The following is a 20,420-nucleotide window of genomic DNA, read 5'->3' on the forward strand; positions in this document are numbered from 1 at the left end:
CTGCGTCCCACGCCTAGCCTGGCGAGATTTTTCGCGGCAACGCGGCTTGCGCCGGAACGTCAACAGACCCTACGCCATAACGCCGTGGCTGCGACGCCACGCCCGACGCGAGCGCAGCCGCTAGCTGTTAACCTCGAATCATTTGAACGGGAGATTTCCATGCCACATGACGGCAGCCTGCTGCAGGGCGCAGTCGTATTCCTCTGCGCCGCAGTGCTCGCGGTGCCTCTGGCCAAGCGCCTGCAACTGGGCGCCGTGCTCGGCTACCTGCTGGCCGGCGTGCTGATCGGCCCATCCGTGCTCGGACTGATCGGCGACACCGAGAGCGTCAGCCACTTCTCCGAGCTGGGCGTGGTCCTGCTGCTGTTCATCATCGGTCTGGAGCTGTCGCCCAAGCGCCTGTGGGTGATGCGCAAGGCGGTGTTCGGCGTCGGCCTGGCCCAGGTGCTGCTCACTGCCCTGGTGATCGGTACGGTGGCGCTGTTCGGCTTCCACCAGCCGCTGCCGGTGGCCATGGTTCTCGGCCTGGGCCTGGCGCTCTCCTCCACCGCCTTCGGCCTGCAGCTGCTGGCCGAACGCAAGGAACTGACCAGCCCACACGGGCGCATGGCCTTCGCCATCCTGCTGTTCCAGGACATCGCCGCCATCCCGCTGATCGCCCTGGTGCCGATGCTCGGCGACGCCAGCCCGCACCCGCTGCCGGGCAACGAGCTGCGCGGCCTGCTGGAAGTCTTCGGCAGCATCGCCCTGGTGGTGCTCGGCGGCCGCTACCTGCTGCGCCCGGTGTTCCGCATCGTGTCCAAGAGCGGCAGCCACGAGGTCTCCACTGCCACCGCCCTGCTGGTGGTGATCGGCACCGCCTGGCTGATGGAGCTGGCCGGCATCTCCATGGCCCTGGGCGCCTTCCTCGCCGGCATGCTGCTGGCGGACTCGGAGTACCGCCACGAGCTGGAGTCGCAGATCGAACCGTTCAAGGGCCTGCTGCTCGGGCTGTTCTTCATCAGCGTAGGCATGGCCGCCAACCTCCAGCTGCTGTGGCAGGAACCACTGCTGGTACTGGGCCTGACCTTGCTGCTGATTGGCCTCAAGCTGCCGGTGCTGCTGGTGGTCGGCCGCCTTGCCGGTGGCCTGTCGCGCAGCAGCGCACTACGCCTGGCCGTACTGCTGGCGGCCGGCGGTGAATTCGCCTTCGTGGTGTTCCGCATGGCGCGCAACGAGCAGCTGCTCGATGCGCATATCCACGACCTGCTGGTGATCTCCATCACCCTGTCGATGGCCCTCACCCCTCTGCTGGTGATGCTGGTCGCGCACTGGTTCAAGAGCCCGCCCGCCAGCGCCCGCGAGGTTCCGCCAGAGCTGGAGACGGTGGACAGCGACACGCCGCGCGTGGTGCTGGCCGGCATGGGTCGCATGGGCCAGGTGGTGGCGCGGGTGCTGCGTGCCCAGCATGTGCCTTTCGTCGCCCTGGACAACTCGGTGGACGCGGTGGAGATGTCGCGCAGCCTAGGGCAGATGCCGATCTTCTACGGCAACCCGCTGCGCCCGGAGATCCTGCGCGCCGCCCAGGTGGACAAGGCCGAGTGGTTCATCGTCGCCACCGACGACCCGGAGACCAACCTCAAGACCGCCGAACTGGTGCGCAAGCTCTACCCGCATGTGAAGGTCATCGCCCGTGCGCGCAACCGCCAGCACGTGCACAAGCTGTGGGACCTCAACGCCCTGGCCGTGCGCGAGACCTTCCACTCCAGCCTGGAGATGAGTCGCCAGGTGCTGCGCGGCCTGGGCCTGAGCGAGGAACAGGCGCAGGCGCGTCTGCGCCGCTTCCAGCGCCACGACGAAGAAGTGCTGGAGGCGCAGCACAAGGTCTACGACAACCAGGCCGCGGTACAACAGACCGCTCGCCAGGCCCGTCTGGACCTGGAAACCCTGTTCAACAGCGACGACGACCAGCGCGCCACCTGAGGCGCGCAAGCTTTCCTGCAGGCAAAAAAAGGCCCGCTGTCATCGGACGCGGGCCACAAAGCACTATCGGGTCGTAGGTGAACTCCGCCGGCAACCGATGAGGGTGGCTGCCCTGGGAGTGACACGCGCTCGGACGACCGGCCGAACGCGTGGGGGTATTGCTTAGCGGACGTGAGCGTCCTGGTATTCCTTCTCGGCTTCGTCGAAGCGCTGCAGCATGCTGGCGGTCGGAGCGTTGCCGATGCGGCTGAAGACCAGGATGGCGATGGTACCCAGGATGAAGCCCGGGATGATTTCGTACAGACCCATGCCGATCCAGTTCTTCCAGATGATCACGGTGGCAGCACCGACGACCATGCCGGCCAGGGCGCCGTTACGGGTCATGCCTTTCCACATCAGGGACAGGATCACCACCGGACCGAAGGCAGCACCGAAGCCAGCCCAGGCGTAGGAAACCAGGCCCAGTACTTTGCTGTCCGGGTTCTGCGCGATGAGGATGGCGATCACGGCGATCAGCAGCACCATGGCGCGGCCGACCCAGACCAGTTCCTTCTGCGAAGCGCTCTTACGCAGGAAGGCCTTGTAGAAGTCTTCGGTCAGGGCACTGGAGCAGACCAGCAGCTGGCAGCTCAGGGTGCTCATTACTGCGGCCAGGATGGCGGACAGAACTACACCGGCAACCCAGGGGTTGAACAGGATCTTGGTCAGTTCGATGAACACGCGCTCGCCGTTCTCGTGAACAGGGCCAGCCAGATCAGGGTTGTTGTTGAAGTAGGCGATACCGAAGAAGCCCACGGCCACGGCGCCGCCGAGGCAGAGGATCATCCAGGCCATGCCGATGCGGCGGGCGGCCGGGATCGATTTGACCGAGTCGGCAGCCATGAAGCGCACCAGGATGTGCGGCTGGCCGAAGTAGCCCAGGCCCCAGCCCAGCAGCGAGATGATCGCGATGAAGGACAGATTGCGGAACATGTCGAAGTTGGCCGGGTTGGCCTGCTCGATGGTGGCCATGGCCGCATCGAAGTCGCCGAGGGCGAGCACCACGAACACCGGGGTGATCAGCAGGGCGAAGATCATCATGGTGGCCTGCACGGTGTCGGTCCAGCTCACTGCCAGGAAGCCACCGATGAACACGTAGGCGATGGTCGCCGCGGCGCCGACCCACAGGGCGGTGTCATAGGACAGGCCGAAGGTGCTTTCGAACAGGCGGGCACCGGCCACCACGCCCGAGGCGCAGTAGATGGTGAAGAACACCAGGATCACCAGCGCGGAGAAGATGCGCAGGATCTTGCTGTTGTCTTCGAAGCGGTTGGTGAAGAAGTCCGGCAGGGTCAGGGCGTTGCCGTTGTGCTCGGTCTGCACGCGCAGGCGACCGGCAACCAGCAGCCAGTTGAGCCAGGCGCCGATGATCAGGCCGATGGCGATCCAGCTCTCGGAGATGCCGGCAACGAAGATCGCGCCTGGCAGGCCCATCAGCAGCCAGCCGCTCATGTCGGAGGCGCCGGCGGACAGGGCGGTAACGAAACTACCGAGGCTGCGACCGCCGAGGATGTAGTCGGAGAAGTTCTTGGTGGCCAGGTAGGCAGCAAAGCCGATTGCGATCATCGCGGCGATGTACACCACGAAGGTAATCAGCATGGGGGTGCTAGCTGTCATGGGGGGATACCCTCTCGCTTGTTTTTATGCGCCGCGACGGGTCGTTCGCGGCAGGGTTGGCAAACGCGTCCGCTCGTGGCGGACATCCGGGCGCCCTGATGGTTTGACCAGGGCACCATAAAGTGGACGCCCGCTGCCGGCGCCGCATCACCCGCTTCCCTCCCGGAAACGCCAACAGGGCACGCAATGCGCACCCTGTCAGGATGACGACCTCCGACAAGGGACGAGCCCATACCTTCGGTTTAGTCCATTGTTCTGGCGAAACAAGCACGCAACGCGCAGGCGATCGCCAGAACGGGATGCAGGACTCTAGTGACTGGGGGATGACAGGTTCTTGCGAAAATCTCCGGAGTTTTTGCGAAAAACTCCGGAGCACGGCAGAAACTCAGAACTGGAAGCGTGCCAGCATGTCCTTCATCTTCTGCCCCAGCTTGTGCAGGCCCTGGGCAGCCGACTCGGCCTGCTTGGAGCTGGACATGTTCTGCGCGCTGGCCTCGCGGATGCTCTCCATGGCCTGTACCAGCTGATCCATACCGGCCAGCTGCTGCTGGGCCGAGACGGCGATTTCGGCCACCGCCTGGGCGCCCTCGTCGATATTCAGCGACAGCAGACGAATGGCCTCACCGGCCAGGCCGGACTGTTTCACCCCTTCGCTGACCGCCCGGCTGCCCTGCTCCGCCGCCAGCACGGTGCTGCTGGTGGCGCGCTGGATTTCGCCGAGGATGCCGCGCACCTGCACAGTGGCCTGTTTGGACTGCTCGGCCAGGCTCTTCACCTCCTGCGCCACTACCGAGAAGCCCTTGCCCTGCTCGCCGGCCTTGGCCGCTTCGATGGAGGCGTTGACCGCCAGCAGGTTGGACTGTTCGGCCAGGTCGTTGACCGTAGCGATGATCTCGCCAATGGTCTGCACCTGCTCGGCCAGGTGGGTGATGTTCTCGCCGACCTGATCCATCTGCTGGTGGATGCGGCGCATGCCCTCGACCACTTCCTCCACCGCGCGGCGACCGTCCTGGGATACCTGGATCGAACGCTGCGCCGTCTGTGACACCGACAGCGCGCGCTGGCTGGAAAGCATCGCGGTCTGCTTGATCTCCTCCACCGTGGTGCTGGTCTCGCTGATGGCGGTGGCGGTCTCGGCCGTGCCGGCGGCGATCTGGTAGGCGCCGGCAGCGATCTCGCTGGCCGAATCGGTGAGCACGCCAATACCACCGCGGATATCACCGTTGATCTGGCGCAGGTCGACCAGCATCTGGGCGAAAGCATTGCCGAGCAGGTCATTGTGCGATTGCGGGCGGACCTCGATGGTCAGGTTGCCGGCGGCGATCTGCCGTGCCGATTCGGCCATCTGCCGCAGGGACTGCAGCATGCGCGCGAAGGCCTGGCCGAACTGGTCGTCATGCGACTGTGGTTGTACCTCGACGGCCAGGTTGCCGGCGGCGATCTGCCGCGCCGACTCGGCAGTGTGGCGCAGCGCCTGGATCATCGCGGCGAAGGCCTGGCCGAACTGGTCGTCCTGCGACTGCGGCTGCACCTCGACACTCAGGTTGCCGGCGGCGATCTGCCGCGCCGACTCGGCGGTCTGGCGCAGCGACTGCAGCATGCGCACGATGGCCGCCTGCAGTGCGCCGACCTCGTCCGAGCGCGCATGCACGCTTAGTTCGACGGCCAAGTTGCCGGCGCTGACCTTGTCCGCCACCTCGCTGACCGCGCGCAGCGGGCGAGCGATGTGCTGGGTGAGGAACAGTGCCGCGGCCACCACGATCAGGGCCGACAGGATCAGGCCGATCAGGATGGCCTGCTGCGTCTCCGCCGCACTCTCGGTCGCGGCCAGATCACGCTTGGCCTGCAGGCTCTGCTCGTCGGCGACCATCTCGCCCACCAGGGTACGAATCTGGTCCATCAGCTGCTTGCCCTGGTCGGTCAGCACCTGCTGGCGGGCAGCCTCGAGGCCCTGTTGGCGGCGCAGGTCGATGGTGCTGGCCAGCGACTGCAGGCGCCGCTCGACCAGTGGTCGCAGCTGCGCCAGACGGCGCTGCTGTTCGGGGTTGTCGATGGTCAGCTGGCGCAGGCTGCCCAGTTCTCCGTCTACCCGTGGCAGGGCCGCGGCGTAGGGCTCCAGATATTGATCGGAGCCGGTGATCAGGTAGCCGCGCTGGCCGGTCTCGGCGTCCTTCACCAGCGACAGCAGAGTATTGAGCTGCGCCACCACTTCATGGGTGTGCGCGACCCAGCGCGCGGTCTCCTGCATGTGCAGCGTGTTGCGGTAGGAAATGCCGCCGATGACGACCAAGACCAGCAGAATCGCGCTGAAGCTGCCCCACAGCTTCGCCCCGATCGATAACCTCATGTCCCTGCCTCCCAGGCTCGTTATGACTCCCCGTCATCAGTGATAGCTCAGAATCGCCGATTTGGCCCATGGGCTGCGGCCCGCCTCCATCGGTAAAGACTGACGCTAGCGCTCGATGATCTGCTCGCGCATCGGCGCCAGGCGCGCCAATAGGCGGTTCTGCACCGGCACGGCGACGCCCTCGGCTTCCATCGCATCGATCAGGTCCTCGACCAATGCGTTGAAGTCGCCACGATCGATGTTGAGGCCCTTGTGGCTCTCTTCCATGCTGTCGCCGGTGTACTCACAGGGACCGCCCGCCTCGACGCAGATCTGCTCCACCAGCTTGTCGCGCAGGCGCTCGATGTCGATATCGTCGAAGTGATGGGTGATGCGCGGGTTGCGCGCGGCATTGAGCAGCATGCCCTCGACGATGCGGGTGATGCCGGGTAGCTCGCCGAGGCCGCGGTACAGGCTGTCATCCTTGGGCGGCGGCAACGGAGCACTGGTACAGGCGGTGAGCAGCAGGGCCAGCAGCAACGACGGCAGGCGCATGGTCAGAAACTCCCTTGTACAGACAGGTAGACACCGTCCTGGTTGTCCAGGCCGGCGATCTCGCCCAAACGGGCGTAGGCCAGCACCACGGCCAGGTGCTTGTTGGGAAAGTAGCCGACGAACAGGTCGGACCAGTCGTTCTCGCCAGCGAAGCTGAGGTTGTCCGGCTTCTCGCGGTATTCCACCCCTATCGCCCAGCGCGGGTTGAGCAGCACGGCGACGGAGCCTTCCTTGAGCACCGAGTGCTTGTCGCGGCGGTCACCACCGAAGCCCAGCAGGCCCTGCTCGTTGGCCCGGCTGTAGCGCAGATTGCCGTTGAGCAGCAGGTTGTAGCCGAAGGCGCCACCGAGGAACAGGCGGCTGGCCGCAAGATAGGCCTCGGTGTCCTCGTCGCGCTCGGCGCCGATCAGGCTCGGCACCAGGAAGTCCTTCTGCCGCTTGTATTCGAGGCCCAGGGAGACCTGCGGCAGGCGGTCATAGATCAGGTCGCCGAACAGGCGCACCTTGAGCCCGACTATGTCCTGGCTGAGGCTCTTGTCCGGCAGGCTCAGGTCGCGCGCCAGGGTGCCCAGGTCGAAGCGCTGGCGGGCGTAGCTCAGCTCCATGCGGTTGCCGTAGGACACGGCCAGGCCACCGACATCCAGGCGATAGTCGCCGGTCTCGACCCGCGTCAGGAAACTGCTGCCGCCCCACTCGCCCTCCTCGCCATAACCGGCGATGACTGCCCAGGGCACGATGCCACCGCCGGCCGCGCCGTCGATGCTGGTGGCGCCACCGGTGGCCAGAATGCGCCCCTGCTCGGCGCCGGCGAGAGCGGGCAACAGGCCGCAGAGAAGAATGGTCAGGCGCTTGAGCATGCTCAGAATACCTTTGCCAGAGGAGAACCTTGCCACTGCCGCAGCCACTGTTCGAACGCGGCGGCGGCCATCGGTTTGCCGATCAAGTAACCCTGGGCGGTGTCGCAGCCCCAGCCGGCCAGCAGCTCGAGCATCGGCGCGTGCTCGATGCCCTCGGCAACTACTCGCAGGCCCAGGCTGTGGCTCATCTCGATGGTCGAGCGGACGATCACCGCGTCCTCGCTGTGCGCGTCCAGCTCGCGGATGAACGACTGGTCGATCTTCAGTTCCTGCACCGGCATGCGCTTGAGCTGGGCCAGAGAAGAGTAGCCGGTGCCGAAGTCGTCCACCGACAGCTGGATGCCCTGCTCACGCAGGCGCTGCAGCACCTCCAGGGCGCGCTGCTGGTCCTGCATCATGGCGCTCTCGGTGATCTCGAACACCAGTTGCTCGGCCGCCACGTTCTGATCCTTGAGCAGCCGGCCAACCCGTTCGGCCAGTTGCAGGTCGATCAGGTCCTCGGCCGAGATGTTCAGCGAGATGTGCATGCGCAGGCCCTGCTCGTTCCATTCGTGCAGCTGGCGCACGGCCTCGCCGATCACCCAAGTGGTGAGGATCTGGATGCTGCCGGTGCGCTCGGCCAGGGGAATGAACTCGCCGGGCGAGACCATGCCGTAGTGCGGGTGACTCCAGCGCAGCAGCGCTTCGGCCTCGTGGACCCGGCGGTTGGCGATATCCAGCTTGGGCTGGTAGTAGAGCAGCAGCTCGCCCTGCTCGGCGGCATGGCGCAGGTCGCGGATCAGGCTGATCTGGCGCTGGTGCGCGTCGTCTCGGCCCTGCTGGTAGACCTCCAGGCGTCCGGACTGCTGGGCGGCGTCCTGCATGGCGATGGCCGCGCGGCGCAGCAGATCGTCCGGGTTGTCGCCATGGGCCGGATAGCTGGCGATGCCGATGCTGCAGTCCAGGGCGATATCCAGGGTGCCGACGCGCATGGGCTTGAGCAGCAACTGCTGCAGGCGATCCGCCGCAGCGACGGCGCTGTCGCTATCGCTGCTCTCCAGCATCAGCAGCAGCTCGTCGGTCACAACCCGCGCCAGGCTGTCACCGGGGCGCAGGGTCGCCTGCAGGCGCCGGCTGAGCTGCTGTAGAGCGAGGTCGGCACCCTCGACACCACAGCTGGTGAGAATGGTGCGGTAGTTGACCACCCCGACGTGCAACAGGGCGACAGGCCGCGCCGCGCTGATCGCGCTGCCCAGGCGCTCCAGCGCCAGGGTACGGTTGGGCAGCCCGGTCAACCCATCGTGCAGGGCGTTGTGCGCCAGCTGGCGTTCGCGCTCGGCGATGTCTTCCTGCATGCGGGTGAAGGCCTGGGCCAGGCTGCCCAGCTCGTCGCGGCGCTGCAGGCTGATCGCGGTACGGTAGTCGCCCTGGCCGATGCGCTGCGCCGCGCGGGCCAGCGACTGCACCGGCTGGGCCAGGCTGCGCGCCAGCAGCAGAGCGCCAAGCAGCGAGCCGAAGAAGGCGGCCAGGGCGATCAGCAGGATGTCGTGGTCCAGCGGCGCGAACGCCTGCTCCGCCTGATCCAGCGACTTGTGCAGCAGTGCCAGCACCTGATAGCCGTCGGTGTCGGCCAGGGTGCGCCATTCGCCGAGGTAGCGCTGCCCATCGGCCTGCAGCAGGCGGCCACTGCCCTCCGGACTCAGCCGCAGGATTTCCTCGCGCACACGCCCGTGCAGGCTCGCCGGCAGGGTGCTGACCCAGCCGGTCGCGGCGCCATGCTCGATGGATACCAGGGTCAGCTCCAGATGGGTCAGCTCGCGCAGCTCCTGGGCGAAGGCTTCATCGATGTGGAAACCCATCACTACCCGGGCAATCGGCAGCGGCGCGCTGACCACGGAGTCCACCAGCAGGTACAGCTCGCCATCCAGTGGTAGCAGCAACACCCGCGCGCCCTGCCCGGCCGGCCCCGCCAGGCTGCCGGCCAGGCGCTCGGCCGCAGTGGCGCCGATGTGGTCGTCGCTGCTGCCCTGCAGACTGCCGTCCAGACCGAACAGCAGCACGGCGTCGGCGTTGATCCGCGCTCCGTGGTTGCTCAGGGCCGAGCCAATGGTCTCGCGGTCGCCGCTGGCCACCGCATCCTTGAAGCCGAAGTCCGCCGCCAGCACCTGCACGGCGTCGCGCAACTGGCTCCCGCGCAGCTCGATCAGCTGCTCCAGCACCCGACCGCCGACGCCCAGTTCCTCGCGCAGCTGGCTCTGCACCGCCGCATTGGTGGCCGCCTTGACCGAGAAGTACAGCGCGCCGACCACCACCAGCAACAGCAGGATCAGTACACCGGCGATGCGCGACTGGAAGCTATGGCTGAACTTCACGCGTGGCCTTCCTGAAGGCGTCACCGAAGCCGCTCGACTGCGGTGCCGCCGGCGCAGCAGCGGCGCCAGTCACAGCCAGGGGAAAACGCTGGGTCAGGCCCTGCGCCGGCACCTGCAGGCTGCCGGCCGCCTGCGGCAGCATGTTCGCTAGCTGCGGGTGCCAGAGCGAGACCTCATAGCTGCCCGCCGGCAGGTTGTCGATCAGCAGGCGGCCCTGCGCATCGCTCACGGCGAACCAGGGGTCGTCGGTGACATAGATGTAGCCCACCATCCAGTCGTGGATGTTGCAGCCGAGTACCACCACACCCGGCTTGTCGAACAGCACCGGATCGCTGGGCGTGCCCTTGTACAGGCGCAGCTCGAAGCGCTTGGGCGGCGAGAAGGAATAAACGTGGTGGCGGATGTTGTCGCTGTTGGGAAACTTCACCGCGGTACCACTGCGTACAGCCAGCACGGTGGGCATGAACTGCTTGTCGCGCTGGTCCATGATGCCGGGCGCAGGCTGGGCAGGCGCAGCGGCGCCTTTGAGGCTGAGCACCGCATTGGCCAGCGGCTGGCCCTGGGCATCCACCAGCTCGGCCGTGAGGCTAGCGGCGGCGAGGGGCATGGCGATGCAGCCGAACACGACTGCCAGGGCAGGAACACGGAGCTGCATGGCGATGACTTCCATAACTCGCCGGAGCGGGCGACTGTGCTGCGGGACTTCTCGCAGCGTAGTCGATTCACGCCATCAGGACAGCACGCTGCGGTCGAAGATGAAGCCACCCGGCTCCTGCGGACGATGCTCCAGCAGGTTCTGCGGGCGGCCCATCTTCGGCTGGTTCTTCTCGCCGGTGTCGGCGATCCAGGCGTGCTGCTTCATCTTCTCCAGGCGCCCGCGCAGAGTGGTGTGCTGCACCGCCTGGCCGAGGCAGGCCTGGAACGCGGACAGAGCCTCGGTGACGGTGAAACGCGGCGCCAGCAGATACAGCGGCAGCGAGGTGTACACCGCCTTGCCGGCCAGGCGCTCGGCAGCCTGGGCCACCAGTTGTGCGTGGTCGAAGGGCAACGCCAGGCGCCCTGCCAGCACTTCGGCCAGAGCAACGAAACGCAGGTCATCACCCTGCAGCTCGACGTCGGGCTCCAGCAATGCGAGATAGAAAGTCGACAGCGACCAGCCACGCGGGTCGCGCAGCGCATTACCCACGGTGGCCACCTGCTCCAGGTGGGCCGGCACGATGCGCGCCTTGTCCTGCAGCGCACGCTCGGCGGCGGCGTCCAGGCTGGCATCGGCGCTGCGGCCGTTGACCAACACGCCAGGCAGCGCCCATTCGCCAGCAAACGGCGCCTGGGCGCGGCGGATCAGCAACAGCTCCAGCCCCGCCTCGCCCAGGCGTAGCGCCACGATATCTACCCCGGCCAGCACTTCGGCGGAAGCCATGCCCTCTCCTTCGTCATCTTCAGACTTATTTCATCTTGACGAATAAATCCTGGAGTTTCACCCCGCAGAGAGAAAAATCGCTTGCTAACTTATTTCATCAGATGGAATATGTAGCCATCTCCACGGCAACGAGGAATGCCAAGATGAAAATCGCCAGCTTCGACGTCGATGCGCAAAAGGGTTTCACTCCCCTATGCCCGGACGAGCTGCCGGTTCCCGGCGGCGATGCCATCGCCCCGGCTCTCAACCAACTGGCCGAACGCGCCAGCCTGCGCCTGGGCAGCAAGGATGCGCACAGCCCGCAGGCTGCCTGGGTGGTACCGAGTCACGCGGAGATGCTCAAGCCATTGCCGCTGGCCAATGCCGATCTGTCCTGGGTCAGCCACTGCGTGCCGGGCACGCCGGGCTTCGAGCTGCTCGACGAGCTGCCCGCCCCGCTCGACTACGACTACTTCATATGGAAAGGCGTGGAGCCAGACCTGCACCCCTACGGCGCCTGCTACCACGACCTGGCCGAGAAGCGCAGCACGGGAGCCATCGAGTTTCTCCGGCAGAATGGCGTGGAGCGCGTGCTGGTTGGCGGCCTGGCTTTGGACTACTGCGTCAAGACCACTGCCCTGCAACTGCGCCGCGCCGGCTTCACGGTCGATGTCTACCTGCCGGCCTGCCGGGCCATTGCCGAAGACACTGCGAACGCCGCCTGCGCCGAGATGCGCGCCGCCGGCATCGCCCTGCATGCCAGCCTGGACGAGCTGGATGCCACGCTGAACACGGATGGAGACAACTGATCATGGCCGAGAGCGTATTTGCCGAACGCATCGTGCAGAACCTGCTGGACACCGACTTCTACAAGCTGACGATGATGCAGGCGGTGCTGCACAACTATCCCAACGCCGAGGTGGAGTGGGAGTTCCGTTGCCGCAACAGCGAGGACCTGACGCCCTACCTGGCCGAGATTCGCTACCAGATCGAGCGCCTGGCCGAGCTGGAGGTCACCGCCGACCAGTTGGGCTTCCTCGAACGCATCCCGTTCATGAAGGCCGATTTCATCCGCTTCCTCGGCCTGTTCCGCTTCAACCCGCGCCACGTTCAGGCCGGCATCGAGGATGGCCAGCTGTGCATCCGCCTGCGTGGCCCCTGGCTGCACGTGATCCTCTACGAGATCCCGCTACTGGCGATCATCAGCGAGGTGCGCAACCGCTACCGCTACCGAGAGGTCCTGCTGGAGCAAGCCAGCGAGCGCCTGTACGAGAAGTTCGACTGGCTCAAGCGCGAGGCCTCGGCCAGCGAGCTGGATGGCTTCCAGGTGGCCGACTTCGGTACCCGCCGACGCTTCTCCTACCGCGTGCAGGAGCAGATGGTGCGGATCATGAAGCGCGACTTCCCCGGGCGCTTCGTCGGCACCAGCAACGTGCACCTGGCCCGCGAGCTGGACCTGCGACCGCTCGGCACCATGGCCCATGAATGGCTGATGGCCCACCAGCAGCTCGGCCCGCGCCTGATCGACAGCCAGAGCGCCGCGCTGGACTGCTGGGTACGCGAGTACCGCGGCCTGCTCGGCATCGCCCTGACCGACTGCATCACAATGGATGCCTTCCTGCGTGACTTCGATCTGTACTTCGCCAAGCTGTTCGACGGCCTGCGCCACGACTCGGGCGATCCGCTGCAGTGGGCGGAGAAGGCCATCGCCCACTACGAGAAACTCGGCATCGACCCCATGAGCAAGACCCTGGTGTTCTCCGACGGCCTCGACTTCGAGAAGTCGCTGCAGCTCTACCGTGCACTTTCCGGTCGTATCAACGTAAGCTTCGGCGTCGGCACCAAGCTGACCTGCGACATCCCCGGCGTCGAACCGATGAACATCGTGATCAAGATGACCGCCTGCAACGGCCAGCCCGTCGCCAAGATTTCCGACACACCGGGCAAGACCCAGTGCCGCGACGAGAATTTCGTCAGCTACCTGAAACACGTTTTCCGCGTATGAGGACCCAGTCATGAGCAACCGCCAAGCCGAAATCGCCGCCGCCCTCGACGTGGTGCCGCCCTTCGCCGACGAAGCCGCCCTGCTGGCGCAGATCGACAAGCGCAAGACATTCATCAAGAACTGCCTGAAGAACTCCGGCCTCAAGGTGCTGGTGCTGGGCGTCAGCGGCGGCGTCGACTCGCTGACCGCCGGGCGCCTGGCCCAGCTGTCGGTCGAGGAGCTGCGCGCCGAGACTGGAGATTCGGGGTATCGCTTTATCGCCGTGCGCCTGCCCCATGACACCCAGCACGACGAGCACGACGCCCAGGATTCGCTGACCTTCATCCGCGCCGACGAGAACGACACCGTCAATATCGCCGGCAGCGTGCGCGGCCTCGGCGAGCAGGTCGCCCATCTGCAGAAGCTCAGCGACGCGCGCCGCGACTTCGTCAACGGCAATATCAAGGCGCGCATCCGCATGGTCGCTCAGTTCGCCATCGCCAACGCCAACAACGGCTTGGTGATCGGCACCGACCACGCCGCGGAGGCGGTAATGGGCTTCTTCACCAAGTTCGGTGACGGCGCCTGCGACCTGGCCCCGCTGTCCGGCCTGGTGAAGCATCAGGTGCGCGCCATCGCCAAGCACCTGGGCGCGCCGCAGCACCTGGTGATGAAGACGCCGACCGCCGACCTGGAAGAACTGCGCCCGGGCAAACCGGACGAAGAGGCCCACGGCGTGACCTACGCCGAGATCGACGCCTTCCTGCATGGCGAGCAGGTCAGCGACGCGGCCTACGCCACCATCGTGCGCACCTACGACAACACCCGCCACAAGCGCGAACTGCCGCTGGTGCCCTGAGGCGGCTCAGCCCCTGGCGATGGGATCGGGCGGCGGCTGATCGGGAATGGTCGGCTCGCCCGGCGGTGGCGGCAGATTCGGCTCGTGGGGCAGGTCCGGGGTATCCGGGTCGGGCTGACCGGGAATGCCGCCCCCCTGCGCCGCAAGGCGCGTGCTGGTATGCGTGGCTGAATCCATGACGAAATCCTCCGTGGCGAACTCTGAAAGGTAGAGTCCGCCCCGCCACAGGAATTCACATGATCTCCTCCCCCACGGGTAAACAGGCACTCCAGACGCCTTGCAGCAAAGTCGGACAGGGCGAACTAGGCTCACAGCGCGGCCCGTGCAGTGAGTCGGGCTGACGTGAAAACCCAGGCCCAGGCAAGGAACCGCTCATGTCCAACCTTCCGCCGATCGACCCTCGCATCCCCCGCACACTGCTCGATACGCTGATCCGCGCCGGCCTCATCGCCACGCTGGTGGTGGCCTGCTACGAGATCTTCCACCCCTTCCTCAGTCTGATGGCCTGGGCGACCATCCTCGCCGTCACCCTCTATCCGCTGCACGGCATGCTCAAGGCGCGCATCGGCGGTGGCGAAGGTCGCGCCGCGGTGCTGCTGGTGGTCATCGCCATCGCCATCCTGCTGGTGCCTGCCTATCTGCTCGGCGCCTCGCTGACCGAGTCGGTGCAGAGCGTGATCGCCGTGGTCAAGGAGGAAGGCGTACATATCCCCGCACCACCCGCCGCCATCGCCGACTGGCCGCTGATCGGCCAACCGCTGCACGCCTTCTGGGCGCAGACCGCTGCCGATCTCAGCAGCGCGCTGCAGCAGGCCGCTCCACATATGAAGGGCGCAGCCCTGGGACTGCTGAGCAAGCTGGCCGGCGCCGGCGTCGGCCTGCTGGTGTTCATCGGCGCGCTGATCATCGCCGGCGTCATCATGGCCTACGGCCAGAGTGGCCACGCCAGCGCCCTGCGCATCGCCAACCGGGTGGTCGCCGAAGGCCACGGCCAGGGCATGACCGCGCTGTGCACCGCCACCATCCGCGCGGTGGCCCAGGGGGTAATCGGCATCGCCTTCATCCAGATGCTGCTGATCGGCGCCGGCTTCATCGTCAAGGGCGTGCCCGGCGCCGGCCTGCTGGCCCTGGGCGTACTGATCATCGGCATCATGCAGCTGCCAGCCACGCTGATCACCCTACCGGTGATCGCATACGTGTTTTTCACCGAGGGCCCCAGCGTGGCGGTGATCATCTTCGCCATCTACACCTTCGTCGCCGGCATGGCGGACAACGTGCTCAAGCCCATGCTGCTGGGCCGCGGAGTGGACGTACCGATGCCAGTGGTGCTGATCGGCGCCCTCGGCGGCATGGTGGTGGGCGGCATCATCGGCCTGTTCATCGGCCCGGTATTGCTGGCCGTCGGCTACAAACTGTTCTGGCAGTGGGTGGACCAGCAACCGGCGCCACCTGCACAGCCCGGCCCAGCGGGCGAGCCCTGAGCCCCGCATGCTCCTGAACCTGCTGGTCGGCCTGCCGGTGATGCTGTTGTGCCTGCTGCTGCAGGCACTGATGGTGGCCCTCAGCCTGCGCTTCTATGTGCGCCGCAAACGCCAACTGGGCGAAGCTTCGATGACGGCCCATATCCGCATGATGGCCCTGGTGATGCTATTGCTACTGCTCGGCAACTTCCTGCAGATGAACATCTGGGCCGGCCTGTACATGGCCCTCGGCGAATTCGAGGGGTTTGCCGAGGCCCTGTACTTTTCCGGCGTGACCTTTGCCACCCTGGGCTATGGCGATGTGGTGCTTACCGACCACTGGCGGCTGCTCAGCCTTCTCGAAGCCGCCAACGGCATCCTGATGTTCGGTGTCTCCACCGCCACGATGACGGCGGCCGTCAGCGATGAGATGAAGGGCTACGCCCAGCAACTGCGGAAACAACAGTCATAGAATGCAAAAAGCCGGGCAATGCCCGGCTTTTCGTTCGACCAAGGCATCAGGCCTTGGGCAGGGTCACACCGGTCTGGCCCTGGTACTTGCCACCGCGATCACGGTACGACACCTCACAGGCCTCATCGGACTGCAGGAACAGCATCTGCGCCACACCTTCGTGGGCATAGATCTTCGCCGGCAGGTTGGTGGTGTTGGAGAACTCCAGGGTCACGTGGCCTTCCCACTCCGGCTCCAGCGGGGTGACGTTGACGATGATGCCGCAACGCGCGTAGGTGCTCTTGCCCAAGCAGATGGTCAGCACGTCGCGCGGGATGCGGAAGTACTCGACGGTGCGGGCCAGGGCGAAAGAGTTCGGCGGGATGATGCAGACGTCACTGTTGATGTCGACGAAGCTCTTCTCGTCGAAGTTCTTCGGGTCGACCACGGCCGAGTGGATGTTGGTGAACACCTTGAATTCGGCGGCGCAGCGCACGTCGTAGCCATAGCTGGAAACGCCGTAGGAGATCACCTTGTTGTCGTCGGCACCACGGATCTGACGCTCGACGAACGGCTCGATCATCCCGTGTTCCTGGGCCATGCGGCGAATCCACTTGTCCGATTTGATGCTCATGGCGGGCGTCCTGAAGCTGTTGGCTGAAAAATGATCGCGCATCTTACCGGGCGCCACGGCATCCGGCAAAGGCCTCCCGGGCCGGTCGACGGCGAGGCGCACGCCCGCTAGGCTGGGCGCCCTCCCCATCAGGAACGGATACCTGCATGTTCGACCAGTTCATCCCCCTGCTCTACCTCAAGCTCAGCTCGCAGAGCATCAGCGGCCTGCTCCTGCCGTCCGGCAAGGCCTTCGACGAACCACCGGTGCTGGCGCTGCAAACCCTCAAGGGCAAGCGCGAAGCCATTGCCGTGGGCCATGCCGCAGCAAAGCTGCAGGGACAGCCACAGGTGGAGATACTCAACGGCTTCGATCACCCACGCTCGCTGCTGGCCGATTTCGCCGTCGCCGAGAAGACTCTGCAGCTACTTGTACGCCAGATTGCTGGGAAAACCTTCCTCAAGCCGGAAGTGGTGCTGCATCCGCTCGAGCATCTGGAAGGCGGACTGACGCAGATGGAACGGCGCGGCCTCTACGAGCTGTGTCGTGGCGCGGGCGCCAACAAGGTCCACCTCTGGACCGGCCGCGAGCTGACCGCCGAGGAACTGCGTTCCCGGCAGTTCCCCACAGACGGCGGCTCGCTGCTGACGCCCTGAGGCGTCAGTCGTCGCTGATCTCGATGGTCGGCATCGCCTGAGCGCCGAGGCCGGACTGGGAGATGCGCGCACCGACGCTACGCGCGGTTTCCTGGTAGATCATGGCGATCTGGCTCTCGGTGTCGGCCACCACGGTCGGCTTGCCGCCGTCGGCCTGCATGCGGATGGCCATGGATAGCGGCAGCGAGGCCAGCAGATCAACGCCGTACTGGGCGGCAAGCTTGGCTCCGCCGCCCTCGCCGAACAGATGCTCTGTATGGCCGCAGTTGCTGCAGATGTGCACGGCCATGTTCTCCACCACGCCGAGCACCGGGATATTGACCTTGCGGAACATCTCCACGCCCTTCTTGGCGTCCAGCAGCGCCAGGTCCTGCGGGGTGGTGACAACCACTGCACCAGCCACCGGCACCTTCTGCGCCAGGGTCAGCTGGATGTCGCCGGTACCCGGCGGCATGTCGACGATCAGGTAGTCCAGGTCATCCCAGGCGGTCTGTGTCACCAGCTGCAGCAGCGCGCCGGAGACCATCGGGCCGCGCCAGACCACCGGGGTGCTGTCGTCGGTGAGGAAGGCCATGGACATCACCTGCACGCCGTGCGCTTCCAGCGGCACGAAGAACTTCTGGTCGCGGACCCGCGGCCGGGTACCTTCCGGGATGCCGAACATGATGCCCTGGCTGGGACCGTAGATATCGGCGTCGAGGATACCGACACGGGCACCTTCGCGGGCCAGGGCCAGGGCCAGGTTGGCGGCGGTGGTGGACTTGCCCACGCCGCCCTTGCCGGAGGCCACGGCGATGATGTTTTTCACCCCAGCCAGCGCCGGCACCTGCTCCTGGGCCTTGTGCGCGGCGATGGCCACATCGACCTGCACCCGCGCCGATTCCACACCATCCAGGCCCTCCAGGGCCATCTGCAGCATCTGCGCCCAGCCGTTCTTGAACAGCCCGGCGGCGTAGCCCAGCTCCAGACGTACGGCGACCTTGCCGCCCTGGATATCGACTTCGCGCAGGCAGCCGGCGCTGACCGGATCCTGATTCAGATGGGGGTCGGTGAACTGACGCAGGCGGGCTTCGACCGCTTCGCGGGTGACGGCGCTCATGGGGCAACTCCGAAAGGCAGAGCAAAACAGGCGGGCATATTACCCTAGGGCCACGCCCCGTACGGATGAAAAAAAACCGCTGCGCCTATATAGTGGCCGACTTCCTTCGTAATACCGTCACGGCCCGATCACCATGTCCGAAGCCCGCAAGATTCTCGTTACCAGCGCCCTGCCCTACGCCAACGGCTCGATCCACCTCGGCCACATGCTCGAGTACATCCAGACCGACATGTGGGTGCGCTTCCAGAAGCTGCGCGGCAACCAGGCCATCTACGTCTGCGCCGACGACGCCCACGGCTCGGCCATCATGCTGCGCGCCGAAAAGGAAGGCATCACACCGGAACAGCTGATCGCCAACGTCCAGGCCGAGCATATGGCCGACTTCGCCGACTTCGGCGTGGACTTCGACAACTATCACTCGACCCACGGCGAAGAAAACCGCGAGCTGTCCGCCGCCATCTACCTCAAGCTGCGCGACGCCGGCCATATCGCCACCCGCTCGGTGACCCAGTACTTCGACCCCGAGAAGGGTATGTTCCTCGCCGACCGCTTCATCAAGGGCACCTGCCCGAAATGCGCGGCCGAGGACCAGTACGGCGACAACTGCGAGAAATGCGGTGCCACCTACGAGCCGACCGAGCTGAAGAACCCGCGCTCGGCTATCTCCGGCGCCGTACCGGTACTCAAGGACTCCAAGCACTTCTTCTTCAAGCTGCCCGACTTCGAGGCCATGCTGAAGACCTGGACCCGCAGCGGCACCCTGCAGGACGCGGTGGCCAACAAGATCGCCGAATGGCTGGATGGCGGCCTGCAGGAGTGGGACATCTCCCGCGATGCACCGTACTTCGGCTTCGAGATTCCCGACGAGCCGGGCAAGTACTTCTACGTCTGGCTGGACGCGCCGATCGGCTACATGGCCAGCTTCAAGAACCTCTGTGCCAAGCGTCCGGAGCTGGACTTCGACGCTTTCTGGAACAAGGATTCGACTGCCGAGCTGTACCACTTCATCGGCAAGGACATCGTCAACTTCCACGCCCTGTTCTGGCCGGCCATGCTCGAAGGCGCCGGCTACCGCAAGCCCACCGCGGTCAACGTGCACGGCTACCTGACCGTCAACGGCCAGAAGATGTCCAAGTCGCGCGGCACCTTCGTCAAGGCGCGCACCTACCTGGACCACCTGAACCCGGAATACCTGCGCTACTACTACGCCTCCAAACTGGGCCGTGGCGTCGACGATCTCGACCTGAACCTCGAAGACTTCGTACAGAAGGTCAACTCCGACCTGGTTGGCAAGGTGGTCAACATCGCCAGCCGCTGTGCCGGTTTCATCCACAAAGGCAATAACGGCGTGCTGGTCGACGCCAACCCCGAGCCGGAGCTGTGGGCCGCCTTCCAGGCCGCCGCCCCGAGCATCGCCGACGCCTATGAAGCCCGCGACTTCTCCCGCGCCATGCGCGAGATCATGGCCCTGGCCGACCGCGCCAACGCCTGGATCGCCGACAAGGCGCCGTGGGCGCTGAACAAGGTCGAGGGCAAGCAGGCCGAGGTGCAGGACATCTGCGCCCTGGGCGTCAACCTGTTCCGCCAGCTGGTGATCCTGCTCAAGCCGGTGCTGCCGAAGCTGGCCGCCGACGCCGAGGCCTTCCTCAACGTCGCTCCGCTGACCTGGAATGATCTGGCCACCCCGCTGGCCAACCACCAGCTGAACCCGTTCAACCCGCTGCTGACCCGTATCGAACCCGCGAAGATCGAAGCCATGACCGAAGCCTCCAAGGAAGACCTCGCCGCCGAAGCCAGCAAGCCTGCGGGCAACGGTGAACTGACCAAGGACCCGCTGGCCGCCGAGATCAACTTCGACGCTTTTGCAGCGGTAGATCTGCGTATCGCCCTGATCGAGAAGTGCGAGTTCGTCGAAGGTGCCGACAAGCTGCTGCGCCTGTCGCTGGACATCGGCGACGAGAAGCGCAACGTGTTCTCCGGCATCAAGTCCGCCTACCCGGACCCGAGCAAGCTGGAAGGCCGCCTGACTCTGTACGTGGCCAACCTGGCCCCGCGCAAGATGAAGTTCGGCGTCTCCGAAGGCATGGTCCTGGCCGCCGGCCCAGGCGGCGAGGAAATCTACCTGCTCAGCCCGGACAGCGGCGCCAAGCCCGGCCAACGCGTCAAGTAAGCCCCACCAAGCAAGGATGCTG

18 protein-coding genes are annotated in these 20,420 nt (G+C 65.8%); 8 read left to right on the forward strand and 10 right to left on the reverse strand.

Going from position 1 to position 20,420, the window contains the following annotated elements:
* The first annotated feature begins 159 nt into the window (after positions 1-159).
* The gene (locus IP89_RS13725; protein WP_043310129.1) at positions 160-1,962 is read left to right on the forward strand and encodes a monovalent cation:proton antiporter-2 (CPA2) family protein; all 1,803 of its coding nucleotides are present in this window, start codon (positions 160-162) and stop codon (positions 1,960-1,962) included.
* A gap of 162 nt (positions 1,963-2,124) precedes the next feature.
* Here the strand turns inward: IP89_RS13725 and putP are convergent, their stop codons facing one another.
* The 7 genes from putP to IP89_RS13760 all read right to left on the reverse strand — a co-directional run bounded on the left by putP (position 2,125) and on the right by IP89_RS13760 (position 11,127).
* Complete coding sequence (gene putP / locus IP89_RS13730) at positions 2,125-3,618, reverse strand: sodium/proline symporter PutP (protein WP_043310130.1); 1,494 nt, start codon at positions 3,616-3,618, stop codon at positions 2,125-2,127.
* A gap of 385 nt (positions 3,619-4,003) precedes the next feature.
* Positions 4,004-5,965, reverse strand: coding sequence for a CHASE3 domain-containing protein (locus IP89_RS13735; RefSeq protein ID WP_043310132.1), 1,962 nt, complete (start codon positions 5,963-5,965; stop codon positions 4,004-4,006).
* A 105-nt stretch (positions 5,966-6,070) separates the two neighbouring features.
* Complete coding sequence (locus IP89_RS13740; protein ID WP_371261952.1) at positions 6,071-6,493, reverse strand: group 1 truncated hemoglobin; 423 nt, start codon at positions 6,491-6,493, stop codon at positions 6,071-6,073.
* An 8-nt stretch (positions 6,494-6,501) separates the two neighbouring features.
* Positions 6,502-7,356 carry a DUF3034 family protein gene (locus IP89_RS13745; RefSeq protein ID WP_043310134.1) on the reverse strand — a complete coding sequence of 285 codons (855 nt, stop codon included), beginning with the start codon at positions 7,354-7,356 and terminating at the stop codon, positions 6,502-6,504.
* 2 nt (positions 7,357-7,358) lie between these two features.
* Positions 7,359-9,707 (reverse strand): bifunctional diguanylate cyclase/phosphodiesterase, encoded by a 2,349-nt coding sequence (locus IP89_RS13750; RefSeq protein ID WP_043310135.1) that lies wholly within the window; start codon positions 9,705-9,707, stop codon positions 7,359-7,361.
* Complete coding sequence (locus IP89_RS13755; RefSeq protein ID WP_043310201.1) at positions 9,691-10,362, reverse strand: methylamine utilization protein; 672 nt, start codon at positions 10,360-10,362, stop codon at positions 9,691-9,693. Before IP89_RS13755 ends, IP89_RS13750 begins: the two co-directional genes overlap by 17 nt.
* Before the next feature lie 75 nt (positions 10,363-10,437).
* Positions 10,438-11,127, reverse strand: coding sequence for an NUDIX domain-containing protein (locus tag IP89_RS13760; protein ID WP_043310136.1), 690 nt, complete (start codon positions 11,125-11,127; stop codon positions 10,438-10,440).
* Between the two features lie 101 nt (positions 11,128-11,228).
* On the opposite strand from IP89_RS13760, the gene IP89_RS13765 reads away from it, so the two are divergent.
* Genes IP89_RS13765 through nadE form a run of 3 tightly spaced genes read left to right on the forward strand, consistent with a single transcriptional unit; the run spans position 11,229 to position 13,949 of the window.
* Complete coding sequence (locus IP89_RS13765; RefSeq protein WP_371261950.1) at positions 11,229-11,915, forward strand: nicotinamidase; 687 nt, start codon at positions 11,229-11,231, stop codon at positions 11,913-11,915.
* A 2-nt stretch (positions 11,916-11,917) separates the two neighbouring features.
* On the forward strand, positions 11,918-13,111 hold the full coding sequence (gene pncB, locus IP89_RS13770) for a nicotinate phosphoribosyltransferase (RefSeq protein ID WP_043310138.1): 1,194 nt from the start codon (positions 11,918-11,920) through the stop codon (positions 13,109-13,111).
* A 10-nt stretch (positions 13,112-13,121) separates the two neighbouring features.
* Positions 13,122-13,949 carry an ammonia-dependent NAD(+) synthetase gene (nadE, locus tag IP89_RS13775; RefSeq protein ID WP_043310139.1) on the forward strand — a complete coding sequence of 276 codons (828 nt, stop codon included), beginning with the start codon at positions 13,122-13,124 and terminating at the stop codon, positions 13,947-13,949.
* Between the two features lie 6 nt (positions 13,950-13,955).
* Here the strand turns inward: nadE and IP89_RS23375 are convergent, their stop codons facing one another.
* On the reverse strand, positions 13,956-14,126 hold the full coding sequence (locus IP89_RS23375; protein WP_156115053.1) for a hypothetical protein: 171 nt from the start codon (positions 14,124-14,126) through the stop codon (positions 13,956-13,958).
* A gap of 197 nt (positions 14,127-14,323) precedes the next feature.
* On the opposite strand from IP89_RS23375, the gene IP89_RS13780 reads away from it, so the two are divergent.
* Together IP89_RS13780 and IP89_RS13785 are read left to right on the forward strand one after the other, a co-directional pair.
* Positions 14,324-15,430 (forward strand): AI-2E family transporter, encoded by a 1,107-nt coding sequence (locus IP89_RS13780; protein ID WP_043310140.1) that lies wholly within the window; start codon positions 14,324-14,326, stop codon positions 15,428-15,430.
* 7 nt (positions 15,431-15,437) lie between these two features.
* Entirely contained in the window at positions 15,438-15,881 is a 444-nt protein-coding gene (locus IP89_RS13785; protein WP_043310141.1) for a potassium channel family protein, read from the forward strand.
* A 46-nt stretch (positions 15,882-15,927) separates the two neighbouring features.
* Here IP89_RS13785 and dcd read toward each other — a convergent pair whose 3' ends face one another.
* Positions 15,928-16,494: a dCTP deaminase gene (dcd, locus tag IP89_RS13790; RefSeq protein WP_043310142.1), complete on the reverse strand. Its 567-nt coding sequence runs from the start codon at positions 16,492-16,494 to the stop codon at positions 15,928-15,930.
* 146 nt (positions 16,495-16,640) lie between these two features.
* On the opposite strand from dcd, the gene IP89_RS13795 reads away from it, so the two are divergent.
* Positions 16,641-17,129, forward strand: coding sequence for a rod shape-determining protein (locus IP89_RS13795; protein WP_043310143.1), 489 nt, complete (start codon positions 16,641-16,643; stop codon positions 17,127-17,129).
* Positions 17,130-17,133: 4 nt separating this feature from the next.
* On the opposite strand, the gene apbC is transcribed toward IP89_RS13795, so the two are convergent.
* Positions 17,134-18,228 (reverse strand): iron-sulfur cluster carrier protein ApbC, encoded by a 1,095-nt coding sequence (gene apbC / locus IP89_RS13800; RefSeq protein ID WP_043310144.1) that lies wholly within the window; start codon positions 18,226-18,228, stop codon positions 17,134-17,136.
* Between the two features lie 133 nt (positions 18,229-18,361).
* On the opposite strand from apbC, the gene metG reads away from it, so the two are divergent.
* On the forward strand, positions 18,362-20,398 hold the full coding sequence (metG, locus tag IP89_RS13805; protein WP_043310145.1) for a methionine--tRNA ligase: 2,037 nt from the start codon (positions 18,362-18,364) through the stop codon (positions 20,396-20,398).
* Positions 20,399-20,420 lie beyond the last annotated feature (22 nt).

Source organism: Pseudomonas sp. ML96, assembly GCF_000761545.1.
Taxonomy (GTDB): domain Bacteria; phylum Pseudomonadota; class Gammaproteobacteria; order Pseudomonadales; family Pseudomonadaceae; genus Aquipseudomonas.

Coding starts and splice junctions, on each gene's coding strand:
- IP89_RS13725 (WP_043310129.1), top strand. CDS start 160: ATGCCACATGACGGCAGCCTGCTGCAGGGCGCAGTCGTATTCCTCTGC.
- putP (WP_043310130.1), bottom strand. CDS start 3,618: ATGACAGCTAGCACCCCCATGCTGATTACCTTCGTGGTGTACATCGCC.
- IP89_RS13735 (WP_043310132.1), bottom strand. CDS start 5,965: ATGAGGTTATCGATCGGGGCGAAGCTGTGGGGCAGCTTCAGCGCGATT.
- IP89_RS13745 (WP_043310134.1), bottom strand. CDS start 7,356: ATGCTCAAGCGCCTGACCATTCTTCTCTGCGGCCTGTTGCCCGCTCTC.
- IP89_RS13755 (WP_043310201.1), bottom strand. CDS start 10,362: ATGCAGCTCCGTGTTCCTGCCCTGGCAGTCGTGTTCGGCTGCATCGCC.
- IP89_RS13760 (WP_043310136.1), bottom strand. CDS start 11,127: ATGGCTTCCGCCGAAGTGCTGGCCGGGGTAGATATCGTGGCGCTACGC.
- IP89_RS13765 (WP_371261950.1), top strand. CDS start 11,229: ATGGAATATGTAGCCATCTCCACGGCAACGAGGAATGCCAAGATGAAA.
- pncB (WP_043310138.1), top strand. CDS start 11,918: ATGGCCGAGAGCGTATTTGCCGAACGCATCGTGCAGAACCTGCTGGAC.
- nadE (WP_043310139.1), top strand. CDS start 13,122: ATGAGCAACCGCCAAGCCGAAATCGCCGCCGCCCTCGACGTGGTGCCG.
- IP89_RS23375 (WP_156115053.1), bottom strand. CDS start 14,126: ATGGATTCAGCCACGCATACCAGCACGCGCCTTGCGGCGCAGGGGGGC.
- IP89_RS13780 (WP_043310140.1), top strand. CDS start 14,324: ATGTCCAACCTTCCGCCGATCGACCCTCGCATCCCCCGCACACTGCTC.
- IP89_RS13785 (WP_043310141.1), top strand. CDS start 15,438: ATGCTCCTGAACCTGCTGGTCGGCCTGCCGGTGATGCTGTTGTGCCTG.
- dcd (WP_043310142.1), bottom strand. CDS start 16,494: ATGAGCATCAAATCGGACAAGTGGATTCGCCGCATGGCCCAGGAACAC.
- IP89_RS13795 (WP_043310143.1), top strand. CDS start 16,641: ATGTTCGACCAGTTCATCCCCCTGCTCTACCTCAAGCTCAGCTCGCAG.
- apbC (WP_043310144.1), bottom strand. CDS start 18,228: ATGAGCGCCGTCACCCGCGAAGCGGTCGAAGCCCGCCTGCGTCAGTTC.
- metG (WP_043310145.1), top strand. CDS start 18,362: ATGTCCGAAGCCCGCAAGATTCTCGTTACCAGCGCCCTGCCCTACGCC.